The sequence below is a fragment of the Rhodopirellula sp. J20-39 genome (assembly GCF_057365095.1).
Genome location: NZ_CP195123.1, coordinates 4,293,892 through 4,312,716 on the forward strand (window position 1 = coordinate 4,293,892; position 18,825 = coordinate 4,312,716).

Consider the following 18,825-nt stretch of genomic DNA (forward strand, 5'->3'; position numbering starts at 1 on the left):
TCTAACGCGAGGTCTCTCAAGACACTCGGTTAGCTATTGAGCGACCAGCCCGCGGCATAGGCAAGCAATTCTATGGAATGTGCTCGCTGGCGCATCGGGCTGGTTTCAATTTTGCTCGCAAGCTCAATTGCCACGACGCTGCTTCCATTGAGCAGCTCGCTATTCCGAAACAGCAAGATCCTACCATCCGCTGGTGGCAACCCTATGGAGGCTCAGCCTAGTCAGGAATCTGGCTGAGTGTGCCCTAAAGATCCGGCCTTCTACGCCCAGGTGGCATCACAGTCACCACTCGCGATTTGAGCCTCCAATCCGGAGGACCACCGGGGCAGCAGCAAGCGACAGACGCTCTGTCCCAGCGACATTAGCCGCTCTGGATAGGGTTGTATAACCGGCGAAAGCGGATTCGCCTGTGCTCATCTTTCGCCCTGACGAACATCATTTCGCTGATTCCGCCTGCGTAATTTAGAGAAGGGGTAAGGCTTGAATGTTGACTTCCGGACGTCCTGTTTGGAACTCCATACACAGAAAGCACGCTCGATGAAAATGCCAAGTTCACCTCGCCAAGCCTTTTTTGAAACCCTCGAAGAACGAATCCTGTTCGATGCTGCCGTCGAACCGACGATGGATTCACAACCGGATGGGGAACCCAATGCGGACAGTGCGGTTCACTCCCAAGAGACCGAGTCGAACGAACAATCCGATTCAAATACCAACCCGACGGCGGACGGGCGCCGCACCGAGTTGGTCATTGTTGATCGATCGGTTGAAAACTATCAGTCACTCGTAGACGATCTGATTGGCCGCGAGGAAGGCGATCGTACGATCGAGGTGGTGCTGCTGGACGCTGAAGAAGACGGAATCGAACAACTCTCTGAAACCCTTGCACAGTACTCCGCCTTGGACGCGATCCATGTGATTTCTCACGGTGAGGACGGTGCCTTTCGTTTGGGTAACCAATGGATCAATAGCCAAACTGTGCAAGCGAACGCGGGACAGGTCGCCAGTTGGGGCGACGCGTTGAGTTCAACCGGCGACATTCTTTTGTACGGTTGCGATGTCGCGGAATCAGCCGACGGACGTGAACTGGTCGATGGCTTGGCGGCCCTGACCGGTGCCGACGTCGCGGCGAGTGAAGATGAAACGGGAGCTCAACATCGGGGCGGCGACTGGTCACTGGAATATGAGTCTGGTGAAATCGAATCCACGATTGTCGTCAGTGAATCGTTTCGCAACAGCTACCAACACGTCCTCGCAGCGGGCCCTGATGTTCAGCTCCCCAGTGGCCCCATCGTGGCTCCGCTAGGGGAAGACTTTTCATTCGATGTCACCTTTCAAAACACCGGCGACGCAGCAGGCTATGGACCGTTCATCGATTTGATCATGCCCGCCAGTGGTGCCGATGGCTACGATGGCATCTCATTTGGCAATGCCACCTACCTGGGAACGACCGTCAACTCAACGGTCCAAACCTTCGGCGACAACGGCGGCGGATTCGGCGTACTGGAACATTCCTACCTTGAAGGTCCGGTCAACGAATTACAAGCCATTACGCTCGATGACACCATCACCGGTGGCACCTTCACGTTGTCCTTTGGTGGACAAACGACGGTGGACCTGGCCTATGACGCCGACGCGGCCACCATCGCTACCGCGTTAACCAGTTTGAGCACGATCACAGATGGCGACATCTCCGTCACAGGCTCGATGTCCGATGGATACGTTTTGATCGAGTTCATCAACGGTGAAGCTCTGACGGATCAAGTCGACTTTGTAGTCGATGGCACGAATTTGGTGGGTGCCGGTGCGCTTCACCAGTTCACTGTGAACGATGGATCCGCCACCAACGTCAAGCAAAAGCTCTTTGGAAAAGAAGGCGACCAGCTCGTCACACTCGACCTCCCCTTCGGCTCCTTTTCGCCTGGACAACCAGAAGCCGTCCTGTCAATTACCGCGGCCGGCGATGCCCGAGCCGACCTGGATCAACCGCTGACGATTCAGTCACGCAGTGGATTTCGATTTGGCGAGGATCCCGTCAACAATCCGGATTCAGACCCCATGATCGTCGATGATCAGGGTTACGATGTTTCAGGCCAGAGTGGTGCATCGTCCACATGGACGGAAAACGTCGAAGTCGAAACCACGTTGATGACCATTCGCAAGAGCTTCAATGGCTCGGAAGGTGAAACCGCCACCGGGGAAAACTTCGAAGCGACCTACACGATCAATGTCGACATTGCTGACGGGCAAACGATTAGCGATCTCGACATCATCGACACGCTGCCGGACAACATCGTCGTGACGGGGATCACGTCGGTACAGGTCAACGGATCCAACGCTGCCTATACCGACAACTTGGCAACATTGACAACTCCCGGAACTTCCCAAGAGTTGACGGTTACGCTTACCGACGATGTCACAGGCACCACATCCACGAGCGACGTCGCGGTCTCGTTCACTTTCTATGTCGCTGAGTTCGATGGCAGTGGTGAGCGCGTGATCTCGAGCACGGGCGAAGACGATTCGACGTCGGATCCAGACTCTCGAAGCATCAACAATGTTCGAGCGAGTGGTCAGTGGCAACCAATCGACACCAACGACGATCCGACCACCACAACCGCTGATCCGGCAGGCCCCGAACACACGTTGGACAACAAGTCCATCGCGATCCAAAAAAGCGTGTCGGTGGTGAATGATGTCGGAAGCGTCGGTGCCACCCCAGGTGATACGCTGGAATACACCCTCACCTTCCAAATCAGCGACTACTTCACGTTTGGCGACCTAAGCATCACCGACGTTTTCCAGGACGGGCAATCATTTGATTTCGGTTACGGGGCGACGTTCGACATCACGGACATGAATGGCAACGTCACCGGCAGCTTCACCGTACGGGAAGTCGACGACCCCGACGGCGGCCAATCCTTGGTGATTGATCAGACTCAAATTGACCTTGCCGACAACGATCCCGATGGAACTCCTGGAAACTCCGACGATGAAGACGGAACGACGCCCGATGGATCAGACGGATCAACCACACTGAACTTCGATATTTCAAAAGCTTTAACCGACAACGGAGCGGCCGATGGCATCCTTCAAGGTGGTTTGACCAACGGCCCCAACAACGGCGGTGCGGCAACGGGAACAATCACTTTCCGAACGATTATCCAAGACGAGTATACGGACTCGTTTGCATCGGGTGACCGTAGCGTTGACCAGGGCGACACGATTACGAACAGCGACCTAACCATCACAGGAAGCGTGCGTGAGAACGCCGAAGACGATAACGTATCGGATGGTTTCGCACCCATGGAACGAGTCCTGGGGTCGGAGTCCGATACCAGTTCGGCAAGCATCTCGATTCAGGGCGGAACGCTAGAAAAGACCGTCTACGCCATCAACGGCAGTACCACACTGCCAACCAATCCGGATACCGGAAAGGTCATTTTAGTTGCTGGTGATGTGGTCACTTACCGAATCAACTACTCGCTCGCGAGTGCTGACTTTGAAAATTTGGTACTAACGGATTACTTGCCATTACCGATTTTTGATGCGACGGATCACGATGCCGATGGAATCGTCAATGGCGGCGCCACCTTTGGATGGACAGTCGATATCGGTAACTCGTTCGATGCGACACCACCGGGATCGGGTGTTATCGAATTCGGAAACGCGGATTCGTTCTACAACAGCAATGGGCCAGCTTCCAACATCACGCCGAACATTATTGTTGACTCGGCTTCCAATTCGTTAGCAATCGAGTTTGGCAACTACGACGATCCCAGTTCATTGCCCTCGGACATCGAGCTATACATCAGCGTCACGGCTAGCGATTTGCCGACCGCAGACGGGCTGTTCTTAACCAACATGGTCCGGGCATCTGAAGGGACCACCCAGCAGACCCCAACAACGACCGACCGAATCGTTCAAGTCGAAATGACGCAACCCATCCTTGGAATCACCAAGGGTGTCGTCGCGACAGATCAAGGCGACAGCGTGTTTGATGGATCCGTTGGCCCAGTTACCTTTGCGGGCGTCGGTTCGTCGAGTGCCTTTGCCGGAACGCTCAACAGCAGCGGACTGGATACGACGACCGTGGACGCGAATGTGTCCAACTTGGAAGCAGGCGACCGGATTCGCTACGCCATCGTTATCGAGAACTATGGAAGCAGTTATCGCGGGGCACATGATGTTCAGATCCGAGACATTCTTCCATCCGGAATGAGCTACGTCGCAGGCACATTGCAAGTCGTCGACGGAACCGGCGCCAGCCATACGTTTGTCGACGCTAACGGTTCCAATCCGGGTCTGTTTGGCGACGGTATCATTCTGGACGATCCTGGACCAACCCCCAACTCCTCTGGAGCCGACGCCGGAAGCATTGACGGCTACGACGAAACCAGCGGCCGCAACATCCTAGTGATCTTGTACGATGCCGAAGTCGAAACCACCGCGGCGGTCAACGCCACTCAAACCAACGAAGCGGAGATCGTCCACTACGCATCGAAAGAGAGCGGACAAAACCACGCGTCAGGACTGACCGATACCGCTGACGCTGAACTTCGAAACTTCGCCGGGACCAAGACAATCGTCGCCACCAGTGAAGCTCACACAGGCAACGAAGGTGGAATTGAAAAAGTCACGATTGGTGAAACGGTTCGATACCGGATCGAGGTGGAGATTCCACAAGGATCCTTGGGTGACTTCATCGTCCGGGACGTTCTCCCCGGCGGATTGACATTTCTCGATGACGGCACCGCGACAGTCGGATTGGTTAGTGACGGCGGCCTGACGTCATCAACTCTGTCTGGCGCCGGCTTGTCGTCGACCGATTCCACATTCACCCCCACATTCGTTTTGCCCGATTCGGCAATCGCGAACAGTGCCTCTGGCTCACAGGACACCTATAGCAGCGGCACGGATGTCTATTTCAAGTTGGGTGACCTGACCAACACCGACGAAGACGCAAATGCAGAGTATGCAATCATCGAGTTCAACGCGCTGGTCGACAACAACAACGCGAGTGGCAGTTCTCGCAACGACGCCGGCGACAATCTCTACAACGATTTCATCGTTCAAAGCGGAGCATCGGCGCAGTTCAATCTCACCAACTCGCTTCGTCCACGAGTACAAATCGTTGAACCGCTGATTAGCGAACCAACGATCACACCCAGCGTTTCCAGTGGAGACGCGGGTGATTCGATCGACTACACGATCGACTTCGCCGTTACCAACGGCACGAATCAATCCGATGCTTTTGATGTGGTCATGTCGACCACCCTGCCAGACAACTTCACGTTCAATGCGCTCGACTCAATCCTGATTGATGGCGTCACGGTCAATTCCGGCGACGCGAACTACCCAACCGTGTCACAGAGCGGGTCGAACTTAACGATCACCTTCGATCGATTGAACGAAGGCCAGACTGTTGAGATCAATTACGACGGGACTGTTGACGGAACCGTGACGCCGGATGATACGTTGACGACAACAGCGAATCTGACCTGGACATCACTAGCCACGGACACGAACTCCGGCGCCGAAAACGGCGAGCGTGACGGAAGCGACACCACCGCTGCCCCAAATGACTACTACCAAACCGCCAGCCAAGACGTCGATGTCGCCACGACATGGGACATCACCAAGACTCTGATTGGGACCGAATTCGTATCCGGCGGCAACGGTGCCAATCAAGCGGTCATTGGCGAAATCGTCACTTACGAGATCACGGTCAGCCTGCCTGAAGCAACCGTTCCTGATTCGGTCATCACCGACACCCTGGACGCAGGCCTGGCCTTCGTCGGCATGGTTAGCTCGAGTGACAGTGGAATCAACTACACCGGATCGATGACTCCGGTGATCTCCAACGACGGCGGGACCATCACCTGGGATCTAGGCGACGTGTCCGATAGCGACACCACCGACGGAAACGGCGGTTCCGTGACTTTCCGTTACCAAGCGGTTGTACTCAACACCAATGACAACCAAACCGGTACGGACCTTGACAACGTCGCCCAGTACACGTGGGGCAACAACTCCGATAACGATGTCACTGATGATTCGGAAGATGTGGCCGTCGTCGAACCGGTCATCTCGTTGAGCCAATCCCTTGTCATCGCCAATGACGTCGGCCGTACTCAAGGTGACGCGGGCGATACGGTTGTTTATGTGATCGAGATCGAAAACACTGGCAACGTTGATGCATTCGACTTGAACTTCTTTAACGAACTGCCCAAGATTGGATCCGCGTCAGCCATTGACGGCGTGACGCTCGGGGTCGTCGATACGGATTTAACTTTAACCAACCTGGACTTTACGCTTAGCGGAAGCGACGCGACCGGGTACACGGTTGCGTATACCGGCCCCGCTGAAGCATGGGACATGCTGGACTCGGAAACCGACCGCATTGTCCGACTGACGCTCTCAGGAACCATTTCATCCCAAGTCACGCCCAACGCTGTCCTAACGAACGACCCGGTCGTCTCGTACACCAGTTTGGATGGCGACGTTCAGAATCGCAGCACCCACAATGCGGCTAGCGACGAGCGAGACGGGACCGATCCATCAGACAACAGATTTGATTACGTCGGTACGGATCCGGTCACGTTCAGCATCGCCCCACCCACCTTCACGAAATCACTCTTTGATACCAACCAAACGGAAACCTCCAACACCGATGTCACCATTGGCGAACAGGTGACCTACGCCTTGCTGGTGACATTGCCCGAGGGGAACACACCAGGGCTAAGCCTTGTCGACCAACTGCCAAGCGGACTGCAATACGAAAGTGCACAGGTCATTTCCACGGTTGCCGGTTCCACTGACTACCAGGGCACCACGCTCCTAGACGCCGACTTCAATGGCACACTTCCGGCACCGACTATCAGTGGCGGCGCCAACGACGGCGACGATGTCACGATCGACTTCGGTTCAATTACGGTAACGACCGACAACGACGACACCAACAACTCTTTTGTCGTCCTGGTAACCGCCACGGTCACTGACAACGTGTCCAATGTCGGATACGGCACCGGTCAAACCACCCTCACCAACATCGCCAGCTACGACGTTAGCGGTGATGATGTCGATCCAGTCAACAGCAACGAAGTCGATGTGGATGTAGTGGAGTCCAACCTGCAGATCACGAAATCGGTTGACCTCGACGATGTGAATGCGCGAGACGAAATCTCGGTGACGTTGTCGATCGCCAATACCGGTGAGAGTTCGGCGTACGAAGTGGCCTTCCGTGACGTTCTGGACCCGGCGATCTATGACCTGTCAACGATCGATTTAGGAAGTTCAGGAAGCGAGTACCCAAGCGATTTCACGGCGAACAACGCGGCTGGCACGATCACCTACAGTGATGGCACCATTGCCGCCGGAGCCAGTGTGTCGGTGACTTTTACCGTACGCATTCATGACGACGTCGTCGTAGGCCAGGACGTCACGAACACTGCCAACATCACCGCCGCATCAACGCTATCAGGCACCGAAGCGGGTGAGCGAAATGAGACCGACGCCGACGGTGATGGCAGCGATGAAGCGACCGATGATTTCCACGTCCGCTCGCATGCACTAGACGGGGACGTCTATTTTGATGCCGACAATGACGGCGTCCGCGATGCTGGGGAAACCGGAATCGACGGCGTGACCGTCACCGTCACCGGAACCGATCACCTGGGACGCGACATTGGCACACGCACCTACACCACCGGTTCGGGTACCGGTGATCCAGACGGCTTCTATTTGTTCGACGACCTGCGTCCGGGCACCTACACGATCACCCAATCCCAACCAACGACCGCCGCCAATGGCAAAGCCTATCTGGACGGAACCGATACACTCGGTGATGGTGGTGGCGATGACAGTACCAACGATGTCTTCAGTACCATCGTGTTGTCAACGGCCAACGAAGACGGTGGATCGGACTACAACTTCGGTGAACTTGAGGAAGTGGAGTTAGGCGGTAGTGTTTGGCACGATGCTAACAACGACGGAATTCGCCAAGGGACCGAAAGCGGCATCGACGGTGTCACGGTGACTCTCTCAGGAACCGACGACCAAGGAACGATCACCGAGCAGACGTTTGTTACCAGTGGCGGCGGATTTTTCTTGTTCGACGCCTTACGCCCCGGCGAGTATACACTGACCGAAACGCAGCCAACCTTTTCAGCTCCCTCGGGACGCGATTACGCCGACGGATCCGACCGCGATGGCAGCTTGGCAAACGGAGACGCGTCGACCAACAACGATGTGATTGCCAGCATTAACGCTTCGGCTGGACAGACTGGAACCGACTATCGCTTCGGTGAAGTGGTTGACTCCGTTTTGTCGGGATACGTTTTCAACGACATGAACAACGACGGTGATCGATCCGATGGAATCGCAATCGAGTCGATCACAATCACGCTGACCGGAAAGGACGATCTCGGTAACGATGTGAACCGTACCGCTACAACCGATGAGAACGGCTACTACGAATTCTCGGGGCTCCGTCCTTCCGATACGACCGGATACACGATTTCCCAAACAACCCAGCCGACCGGATACCTTGACGGCATCGACACGGTCGGTACTCAGGGCGGTACGCTCGGAAACGATCAATTCACCGACGTTGTCATTTCGTCGGACACCTCCGGAACCGAAAACAACTTCGGCGAACTGCGTCCTAATACGCTCGAAGGCTATGTCTTCAACGACCGAAACAACGACGGCGTGCGTGACGCGGGCGAAGAGGGCATTTCCGGCGTGACCATGACGATCAGTGGCGTCGACGATCGCGGTAACGATGTCACAACCAATGTCGTCACCAACAGCAGCGGCAAATACGAATTCCTGGATCTGAGGCCCAGCGGCCCAGCCGGATACACGATCACTCAAACACAGCCTGCGGCGTGGAACAACGGCATTCACAGCGACGGTAGTCTGAACAACGGTGACGACAGCGCGACCAACGAGATCAGCAGCATTGATGTGGTCGAAAATGTATCAGGCCAAAACTACAACTTTGGCGAACGAGGCGCCACGATCGCCGGAACCGTGTTCGTTGACGATGATCGTGACGGAACTCAACAAGCCGGCGAGACGACTGGAATCCTGGGCGTTCGGGTCGAGCTGTATGACTCCACCGGCACCAATTTATTGGAATTCACGACAACCGATGCAAATGGCGATTACCAATTCGACCACTATGCCGCCGGCGACTACGTCTTGAAGCAGGTTCACCCAACGCTCTACACCAGCACCAGCCCGGACGCCATCAACTTCACGTTGCCGCTTGTTGGTATCGAAGACCAAGACTTCGGCGAAGCACTATTTGATATCGGTGACACCGTCTACTTCGATGAAAATGGCAATGGTTCCAGGGATGCCGGCGAACAAGCTCTCGTGGGCGTTAATGTTCGTTTGATTTACGATGGCGGCGATGGTGACTTCACCGATGGAAACGAAGTGATCACCAACACGACGACCGATTCATCAGGAAACTACGTCTTCACCGAACAATTCAATGGCAACTACCAAGTTGTCGTTACCGGTGGTGTTCCCTCGGGCTTGACGGGCACGCAAGAAACGGACGACTCCTCACCCAGCATTGATGGCACGTCGCATATTGTCGTCGGCGGCAATGACCGCTTCGACGTTGACTATGGCTACACCGGCCAAGGAACGATCGGTGACTTTGTATTCTTCGATGGCGATAACGACGGGATTCAAGACTCAGGCGAACCCGGCCTGGAAGACATCACGGTGGAGCTTCGCTATGCCGGCGCAGACAACACCTTCAACACGTCCGACGATCTTGTCTTCGACACCACGACCGATGCCAACGGGCAATACTCGTTCACGCGAATGCCTGCGGGGCAATTCCAGATCAATGTTGACACTGCTGATCCGCAACTGCCAACCGGCCTGGTCGGCGTTAATGGTGCTGAATCCGTATCCGGCACCCAGACGATCACCTTAGCCACATCAGAAACCAACAACGCGATGGATTTCGGATTCACCGGCGACAATTCGGTCGGCGATACCGTCTTCTACGACATCAATGGCGATGGCGATCAAACCGGAACCGAACCGGGAATCGCTGGCGTCACGGTTCAAATCGATGTTGACCTGGATGGCGACGGCACTCCGGACTACACCACGACTCGAGTCACTGACCAAGACGGCAACTATTCATTTGACAACATCCCCGACGGCACACACACCGTCACGGTCGTAACTCCTTCCGGCAGTTCTCCAACGACGAATCACGACGGAACCGCCGGCGGCGACAACTCATCCACGATCGTCGTCAGCAGCGCTGACAACAACGACCAAGACTTCGGGTTCCAAGGCACCGGATCGATTGGTGACACCGTCTACTGGGATCTCGATCAAGACGGTACCCAAGACGGCGACGAAGTTGGTCTGTACAACGTCCCGGTTGAATTGGAAATCGACTTCAACGGCGATGGCACCGTCGACCACACGCTGTCGACCACAACGGATTCGGATGGAAACTACACGTTCGACAATCTGATTGCCGGTACCTACACCGTGATTGTCACACCGCCAACGGATTCAATCCAGAGTGACGATCCTGACGCCACGCTCGACAATGAGTCGACGTTGGTACTTGGGGCGAGCGAGAACAACACGGGTCAGAACTTTGCCTACTATGGTCAAGGTTCGATCGGCGACATTGTTTTTTGGGACGTCGACGCAAACAACCTCTATGACGCCGGAACTGATCGCGGTCTCGAAGACGTTGACGTGACGATCACAATCGATTTCGACGGCGACTCCACACCGGACTTCACCCGAACGATCCAAACTGGATCCGACGGTTCTTACCTGTTTGAAAACTTGGTTGCGGGAACCTACGTGGTGTCCGTTACACCGAGCACCGTCCCTGGTGGCATGTCCGCCAACTCAACCTTTGATGCGGACGGAACGGGTTCAGCCAATCAATCCACCAAAGTTCTTGGGGCGACTGAAACAGCGGACGACCAAGACTTCGGTTACACCGGTACCTCCCGAGTCGGGGAACTCATCTACTGGGACGCCAACAACAACGGTGCCTTCGACGCTGGTTCCGAAGCAGGGTTGGTGGGCGTCACCGTAACCATGGAAGTCGACCTGGACGCGGACGGCAGTTACGACCAGTCCTTCACCACAACCACTGACGAAAACGGCAACTATTCATTTGAAAACTTGCCAGCAGCCAACTACCGGATCACCGTCACGCCACCGACCGGCACCACAATTACCGATGACGCTGACAGCACACTGGATAACACAACGACGTTTAGCTTGACCGCAGGGCAAGACAAAGATGACGTGACGTTTGGTTATCGCGGAAACAGCAGCATCGGCGACCTCGTCTTCTTTGACTACGTCGGCGATGGTGGCTCGTTCAACGCTGGCGAGAATGACCGTGGTATGTCCGGCGTTCAGGTGTCGTTGGAAATTGACGTCAATGGCGATTCGATCGCAGACTACACCGCAACGGATACGACCGACGCCAACGGCAACTATCAATTCGACAACTTGATCGCGGGCGACTACACCATCACCGTCACCTCCAGCGACTTGCCGGACCAAATGGGTAATAACCCAACCTACAACTCCGATGGCGTGATCGATCACACAACGTTGGTGACGCTAGCCGCTGACACGGACAACACCGCCACTGACTTTGGCTATCACGCAACGCCGGACTATACGATCACGGTCGACGATGGCAACGTCAACGTCGTCGCGGGCGAAGCGATCACCTACTCCGTCGACTTGACTAACAATGGGACCTACACCGGTCTTGGGATCACCGTTGTTCAACAATACGACAACTCGTTGCTCGAGAACGTGGTCGCGTCCCACGGCGGTGTCGTGGACGCTGCAGCAGGCACGATTACGTGGACACTCGCGTCATTGGATGATGACGGCGGTAACCAGGAATTAACCGTCAACGCCGACGTTGTGGAGATCCTACCGGCTGGCAATAACCCACTGGTTTCTTCGGTAACCGTTACGGACAACAACATCAACGGAATCGATCCAACGACCGCCAATAACACCGATGGCGATACGGATCAAATTGTTGATCTACAGACCGTCAAGAACGTCACCTCAGCCGTTGCCAATGGCGATTTGTGGGATGTCACATTCGAGATCTTGGTTGAAAACACCGGTAGTGTCCGCTTGGATCAACTCACCTTGACCGATGACCTCGCCGATCAGTTCGGATCCGCGTTTGTCTCCACGACTCGTCCAATACTCGACAACACTGGTATGGTTACCAGCACGGCACCGACGATCAATAACAACTGGGAATCGGACACGTCACTGGATCTATTTGACCCGACCGCTACCGATGAGTTCCTCGCTGTGGGCGAAAGCTTCACCGTGACTTTCACTGCGACCATTGATCCTGACCAATCGGGTACTTCAACGGCGTTGTTCAACCAAGCCGAAGCCGGCGGCACCGACGTCACCACCGCACCTGGAACACCTCGTTCGGTGACTGACCAAAGCGACGGCGGAACGAGCATGACCGGAACGAACCCCGGCGCGCCAGGCGACCTGGGTACAGAAAACGATCCAACGCGAATCTATGTCACGGACATCTCCGTCGCGAAGCAGCAAACTGCGTACACCCAAGATCCGGTCACTCGTAACTATTCAGTTGACTACACACTGTTCATCGAAAACGTCGGCACCACGTCGCTCGACCAATTGACGTTGACGGACGATGTGGCTGATCGATTTGGAAACGCCTTTGTTGAAATTGAATCCGGGTCGCTGGCGATCCAAAACAGCAACGGTAGCGGAACCGCTCCCACGATCAATGCGGGATGGGAAAGCGACACCAGCGTCAGCTTGATTGACGCTTCGTCAGCCACGCTTCATGCGGGTGACTCTTTTGAAATCACGTTCACTGTAGTCGTTGACCCCGACGGTATCGACGGTTTGTCACAAGTGGGTGACAACCAAGCCGTCGCAGGCGGTCGCGGACTGGATGAATACGGCAGCCCAGTGTTGGCTGGCGGCAATCCTGTCGTGGTATCGGACCTTAGCGACAGTGGCATCAATGCCAACACGACCAACAGCGGTTCGGCGGGTGACACCGGCGGCAGCGATGACGTGACCCCGCTCATTCTTCCCGAAATCGCAGCCGCCAAACGATTGGTCGCATCCGAAGCCATCACAGGCGGCACTGGCGGCGAACGTGAGCTGACCTACGAAATCGTCGTTCGCAACGTCGGAACTATCACCCTGGAAGACCTCACGCTCAGCGAAGATCTGGCTGGACATTTCGGCGTCGCGTTTCATGGCGTGATCGATGCACCGCAAATCGTCGCGGCCACCACTGCTGACCCGCCAAACCTTTCAGTGTGGGATGGGGACACCCAGATCGAAATCTTTGATACCACATCCGGTTCATTGCGACCGGGCGAAGATCTCACGATTCGGTTCAGCGTTCGCGTGGATATTGACCAACTCACGTCAAGCTCGGTTAACCAAGTCGAAGTCTCCGGCAGCTACGATGCTCGACCGCTGGTAGCCGGTATCGATGGAGTCGTCACGGACCTGTCCGACACCGGATCGGATCCCTCGACCAGCAATCCCGGGAACCCCGGAGACTCAGGCGGTTTCGACGACCCAACGCTCGTTCCTGCCATTGGAATCGCCCTGGATCACGGCGATGCAACGAAGGTCCCTGAAACCAATCACTTCACCGTCCCGGTAACGCTCGTGGTCGAAAACCTGGGAGCCACCAACCTGAACACGTTGATGCTCTGGGAGAATTTGGCGGAGATCTACGGTGATGCATTCGTGGATGTTGCCAACGTGCAGATCGACCCCACCGGTGTGTCCGGAACCGCGCCAGCATTGAACCCGAACTGGGCTACCGATGTTTCACAGAACATGCTCGATGGAACCGTCGGTGAATTGCTACCTGGCGACACGTTCACGATCACCTTTGACATGACCATCGATCCAGACGCTGGCGGTACGTCTTCGTTCATGGACAACCAAGCGTCAATTTTTGGATCTGACCCGTCCAACCCCGACGCCGTTGTTCAGGACATATCCGATAGCGGCGTAAGTGCATCGAGCACGAATCCTGGCCAACCGGGTGACGAAGGTACCGCTGACGACGCGACACCGTTGCAGATCGCTGACCTTGGCATCGCTAAATCCATTACCGAAGCCAAACAACTTGGGCTTACCTATGAACTGACCATCCAGTTTGTCATTGAGAATACGGGGACAGTTGATCTTGCCGACCTTGAATTCTTCGATGACTTGGCCGATCAGTACGACGTCAACTTTGGATCGATTCTCACCGGCCCTCAAATCATCGCTTCCAATGCGACCATCGATCCGGTCATGAATCAAGGTTATGTCAACGACACCACCCAAAGCATGACCGACGGAGTGACGGGCGTGCTACGGCCTGGCGAATCAATCACGATTGAGCTCATCGCCGAAGTAGCAAGCGTGCCAGGACAAACGGAAGTCACACTGGTCAATCAAGCCAGCGGCACCTCAATCCCGCTCGACGAGAATGGCAATCCACTGCGAGACCAAAGCGGATCGGTGGTTGGCCGCATTAGCGATTGGTCCGACAGCGGAATTGATCCCAACGGGTTCAACCCCGGCGAACCCGGCGACCTAGGCACCTGGGACGATCCAACACCAATCGAGCTGACGTTCTTCACGTTCGACGCTTTCAACGACTTCAGTCAAAACCAAAAGGGACAGTTGCAAAGTGACAAACGTGACGCATCGCAAGCATTTGACGGCCACCAATCGAACTCGCGTGATCTGCACCACCGAATGCTATCTCAACAAATCCAGTCTCTGGCCCCTGATCCGATCTTCAGTGGCTCGGCACGACCGGGCACTCAGATCATTGGCCGCATCTTCGATAGCGCCGGTCGCGTCGTCGGCGAGGAGCTTTCGATGGCCGATGTAGGCGGAAACTGGATGATGCAGTTCCACCAATTGGGATCGACCGACCATGCCCACATCGAGTTTGTCGAGATGCCCGGCAGCGAGTCAACGTTCGATTCGCGAGGCGACTCGTTTGGCTACCTTGGTGTGGACAACGTCGACAACGACTACGCTTCACTGGAACCATGGACGTCCTACAAGAACAGCCATGACTTCACCGCCTCCTTGCGTCCCTCGGTGCGACAATCGTTGATGCAGTCGCATCGGCTGCAAACCCGTCCGTTGGGATTAGGAAGATAAGCCCAATCGCGGATACCGGCCACGAGCTTCGACACGCTGCTCGTTTCAGACTTGAAAATCGGCGTAGCCGTTTTCCTGGAACCGCACCAGAGTCTTGGCCAACTCGAGTTGCGTCGAAAAGCCGGCGTGCTCCAGAATGTGCGTTCGACGATTCTCGACCGTTCGCTTGGTGATGTTGTGCTGTGCGGCAATGTCCGCTGAGCTAGCTCCTTGAGCAAGAGCGACTGCGATCGCGCGGTCACGCTCGTCGAGCTTCTGGAAACGATCCCATTTCTGTGCCAAAAAGCGGCTCCTGGCAATCGGATGCGCATCCAGCCCGACCAGTTGGACGAACTGGGTCACCCCTAAAATCGCGACACCCGGGTTCTTCTGATTCACCAGCGACCGTTTTCCAGTTCGAAACTGGTAGGTACGACCTTCGTTGTCCGTTCCGTAATGATCGAAGAACACTCGATCAGCACCTTTAAACATCAAATCGTCGGATGCCTGTGACACCGAAAACAGCGTCTCATCGAGAAAACTGTTGGCGACCCGACCAACAACCACGCAATTCTTCGCGAAAAAGTCGACGTACGCTTGATTGGTGTACAACAGCCGACCGTCGCCACCTTTGATGAAGACAGCCAATTCCTCCGATCCGACAGCTCGATCGAACTGGTCATTTCGGGCTAAACAATCCGCTACCGTCTGGTAGATCTTCTCAACGGCCTCGACGAACCCGTCCGTCAAGGAATCACTGGGAACTTTGGTCCGTGTCTCGGTCGGCACTTTGCTGGCTTTAGGCTCGACCGTCGTGTCCCGTGGTGTCGTTTCTTCGGTTTTCATTGACTTACTCCAAGGACAACCAGCTTACTGGACAACCGGATCGCTCCGATGACGTGGACGTCGTTCCAGCTAGGACCCTACCCCGATTGGAATACCAGTAAATATAGATTTTTCCAAGCCCAGATCATTTTCAAGATTGAATCGAAGCCACGTTGTGCACCGCTAGCTCCGTCGCTGCATCCATGCGTAGGTGCTACGGAAACGCGCATCCCGACTGAGCCAAATCAACACACTCGCAACGCGGGTCGTGCCGACCGGGTACTTATCATGGGCACTTCGAGAACATGTCGAAAAACGAACAGGCAGATCAAATTTCAACACGGCGACAAACGTTTTGGCACTCTGGTTGTTAATCGTGCAACTTCTGGCGGACGAACATAACGTCGCGTCGAGTTGACGCTTTCGTCAACTTGGCTTGACGTTCTTTAATCTCAGATGCCCAATTATGATGCAATTTGCTCGGTGGCACAACTTTTGCATCTAGAGCTTAGAACAATTAACTCGCTACTGGGTTGTTGCCCGTTCCGATCCTTTTACCCAACGGAAAACACGGTGTTCACTGGCACGTCGCATGTCACAGTCACTATCCAAACCAACCACGGTCTCACCTACACTGTGCTGGTTCCCCAAAATCCCGGCTCGCCAAGCGGCTCGAGGGGTGCGAAACGCCCCAAATCACGCACTCGACCAATGCCGAAGCGTCCGAAAGCCAACCTAGGCCGCTAGACATCGGTCGCTGGCCTTGACGTAAGCTTAATCGAGTACGGCACGAATGCTGTTGTCGTGCGCGTGCATTCAGTTTTTCTCGCCATCAACGCGATTCCCATTGTTGATGGCTTCGATGTTGGTGGCCTCGCCCTTAATGATCTTGGCCTTGATTAAAGCGTGCAAGCGAAGCAGCACGTCCATCGGGTTCACCCCTTGGTGACGACAGACATACCCAAGTGACTTGCCACCGCAACTGACGTCGAGTTCAAATTGATTGAACACAACCGTTGTTTCCGGATGCTCGATGATCCACTCTGGGATCGTTGTATCTAAATCGCACTGCATTCTCAAATTGTAGCAACGATCGAATAGCTGCTTGTGTCAACGCACTCCGGATCGCACTCGGCCTTCTATCCCGGTTGGACCGGCCCGTCCCTGCTAGCCTTCGTCACCCGCCGGATATCTGGTCTCGCGAGACAAGCGAAGCGCCCCCCATTCGCAGCCCAACTTCGCTTGCGTCCGCAATTCAACGGGGAGTCGAAAAAGGCGTAGTTAGGTTAGGATGTCGTCCCGCCAACCTGCCCGATCTCCCTTTGACGAAAAGCTGCTGTCTTGTTGATCCAAGGACTTGCAATTGCACACGCGTTGACCGTGTTCTTGTTTTCATTGCGAATCCTCTTGCGAGATGATCTCTCCTCCGCCGCCCGGCTAGCATGGTTCCTGGTCATGCTTTTTGCGCCGTATGTTGGCGTGGTCATCTACTTGTTGTTCGGTGAGATCAGTCTTGGCCGGACCGTGCACCAACGTCACGATGAGATCTTCACCCAACTGCGTGCTAACGCTGGTGCTGCAATGGGAAGTTGCGAGCGGAATCTGGATGGGCATGTTGAGAGGGAATATCAAACTGCCTTTCGTGCCGCATCAGTAGACGGATTTGGCACCACGACGGGCAACCGAGGCGAACTGATGCCAGACGCTGCGACTGCCCGAGCTCGTTTGGTGGAAGATATCGACAACGCTACCGATAGCATTCAATGTTTGTATTACATTTGGCTAGACGACAACACCGGCCGGAATGTTGCATCGGCACTGATCCGAGCGGCCCGCCGCGGCGTCAAGTGTCACGCGATTGCCGACGGGCTCGGGTCACGCGGGTTCGTTCGCTCCAAATATTGGCGTGAGATGCGTGAGGCTGGCGTTAAACTGACCGTCGCACTACCGATCAAATGGGTCGTCGACACGATCTTGTTCAGTCGCATCGATCTACGTAACCACCGAAAGATCACGGTCATCGACGGGCGGATCACTTGGTGCGGAAGCCAGAACTGTGCGGATCCTGAATTTCTGGTGAAAGCCAAATATGGCCCTTGGGTGGACATCATGTTGCGATTGGAAGGACCGGTCGTGACGCAGTGCCAGTTGCTCTTCGCGTCCGATTGGCTGCTCAACAGCGGCGATCAGATCCCGCTCGCATTTCCCAACGCCGCCAGCGAAATCAGCGGTGGATTCCCGGCGCAACTGTTCGCTGATGGCCCTACCGAGCGACATGGGGCTACACCGCAAATGTTCGCAACCTTGTTGACGTTGGCTCGCAAAGAAGTCGTGATCTCAACGCCGTACTTCGTTCCTAACCAAACCGTTTTGGATGCCATGTGCGCCGCTGCCATTCGCGGTGTGGACGTGACCATGGTTGTGCCCAAACGCAACGATTCCTGGATCGTCGCCGCAGCCAGTCGCAGCTACTACAAACAACTACTCGAACACGGCGTCAAGATTTACGAGTTCCGTAACGGATTGCTGCACGCGAAAACGTTCACGGTCGACCGAATTTTGTCGTTGGTCGGTTCGACCAATCTCGATTTACGCAGCTTCGACCTGAACTATGAAAACGACATTCTATTGCGGGACGAACAGGTCACTCAATCAATCCACGAGCGGCAGCAGGACTACATCGCTCAATCCGATCCAGTGACTATCACCGACGTTCGCTCATGGTCCTACACACACCGTGTTTGGAACAACATCGTCGCCACCGTCGGCCCGATCCTTTGATCG

The 18,825-nt window shown here is 55.3% G+C and carries 4 protein-coding genes; 2 read left to right on the top strand and 2 right to left on the bottom strand.

Annotated elements, in window-relative coordinates:
- Positions 1–537: 537 nt before the first annotated feature.
- Positions 538–15,237, top strand: a complete 14,700-nt coding sequence (locus ACR3ZL_RS15670) for an SdrD B-like domain-containing protein (protein ID WP_486172759.1) — start codon at positions 538–540, stop codon at positions 15,235–15,237.
- 45 nt (positions 15,238–15,282) lie between these two features.
- Here ACR3ZL_RS15670 and ACR3ZL_RS15675 read toward each other — a convergent pair whose 3' ends face one another.
- Positions 15,283–16,062 carry a helix-turn-helix transcriptional regulator gene (locus tag ACR3ZL_RS15675; protein ID WP_473652181.1) on the bottom strand — a complete coding sequence of 260 codons (780 nt, stop codon included), beginning with the start codon at positions 16,060–16,062 and terminating at the stop codon, positions 15,283–15,285.
- 795 nt (positions 16,063–16,857) lie between these two features.
- The gene (locus tag ACR3ZL_RS15680; RefSeq protein WP_473652180.1) at positions 16,858–17,115 is read right to left on the bottom strand and encodes a DUF542 domain-containing protein; all 258 of its coding nucleotides are present in this window, start codon (positions 17,113–17,115) and stop codon (positions 16,858–16,860) included.
- Between the two features lie 270 nt (positions 17,116–17,385).
- Here ACR3ZL_RS15680 and cls point away from each other — a divergent pair, with 270 nt between their 5' ends.
- Positions 17,386–18,822: a cardiolipin synthase gene (gene cls, locus ACR3ZL_RS15685; protein ID WP_473652179.1), complete on the top strand. Its 1,437-nt coding sequence runs from the start codon at positions 17,386–17,388 to the stop codon at positions 18,820–18,822.
- Positions 18,823–18,825: the final 3 nt, after the last annotated feature.

What these genes read in the sequence shown, in the direction of transcription:
- ACR3ZL_RS15670 (WP_486172759.1), top strand. Translation starts at nt 538, where the DNA reads ATGAAAATGCCAAGTTCACCTCGCCAAGCCTTTTTTGAAACCCTCGAA.
- ACR3ZL_RS15675 (WP_473652181.1), bottom strand. Translation starts at nt 16,062, where the DNA reads ATGAAAACCGAAGAAACGACACCACGGGACACGACGGTCGAGCCTAAA.
- ACR3ZL_RS15680 (WP_473652180.1), bottom strand. Translation starts at nt 17,115, where the DNA reads ATGCAGTGCGATTTAGATACAACGATCCCAGAGTGGATCATCGAGCAT.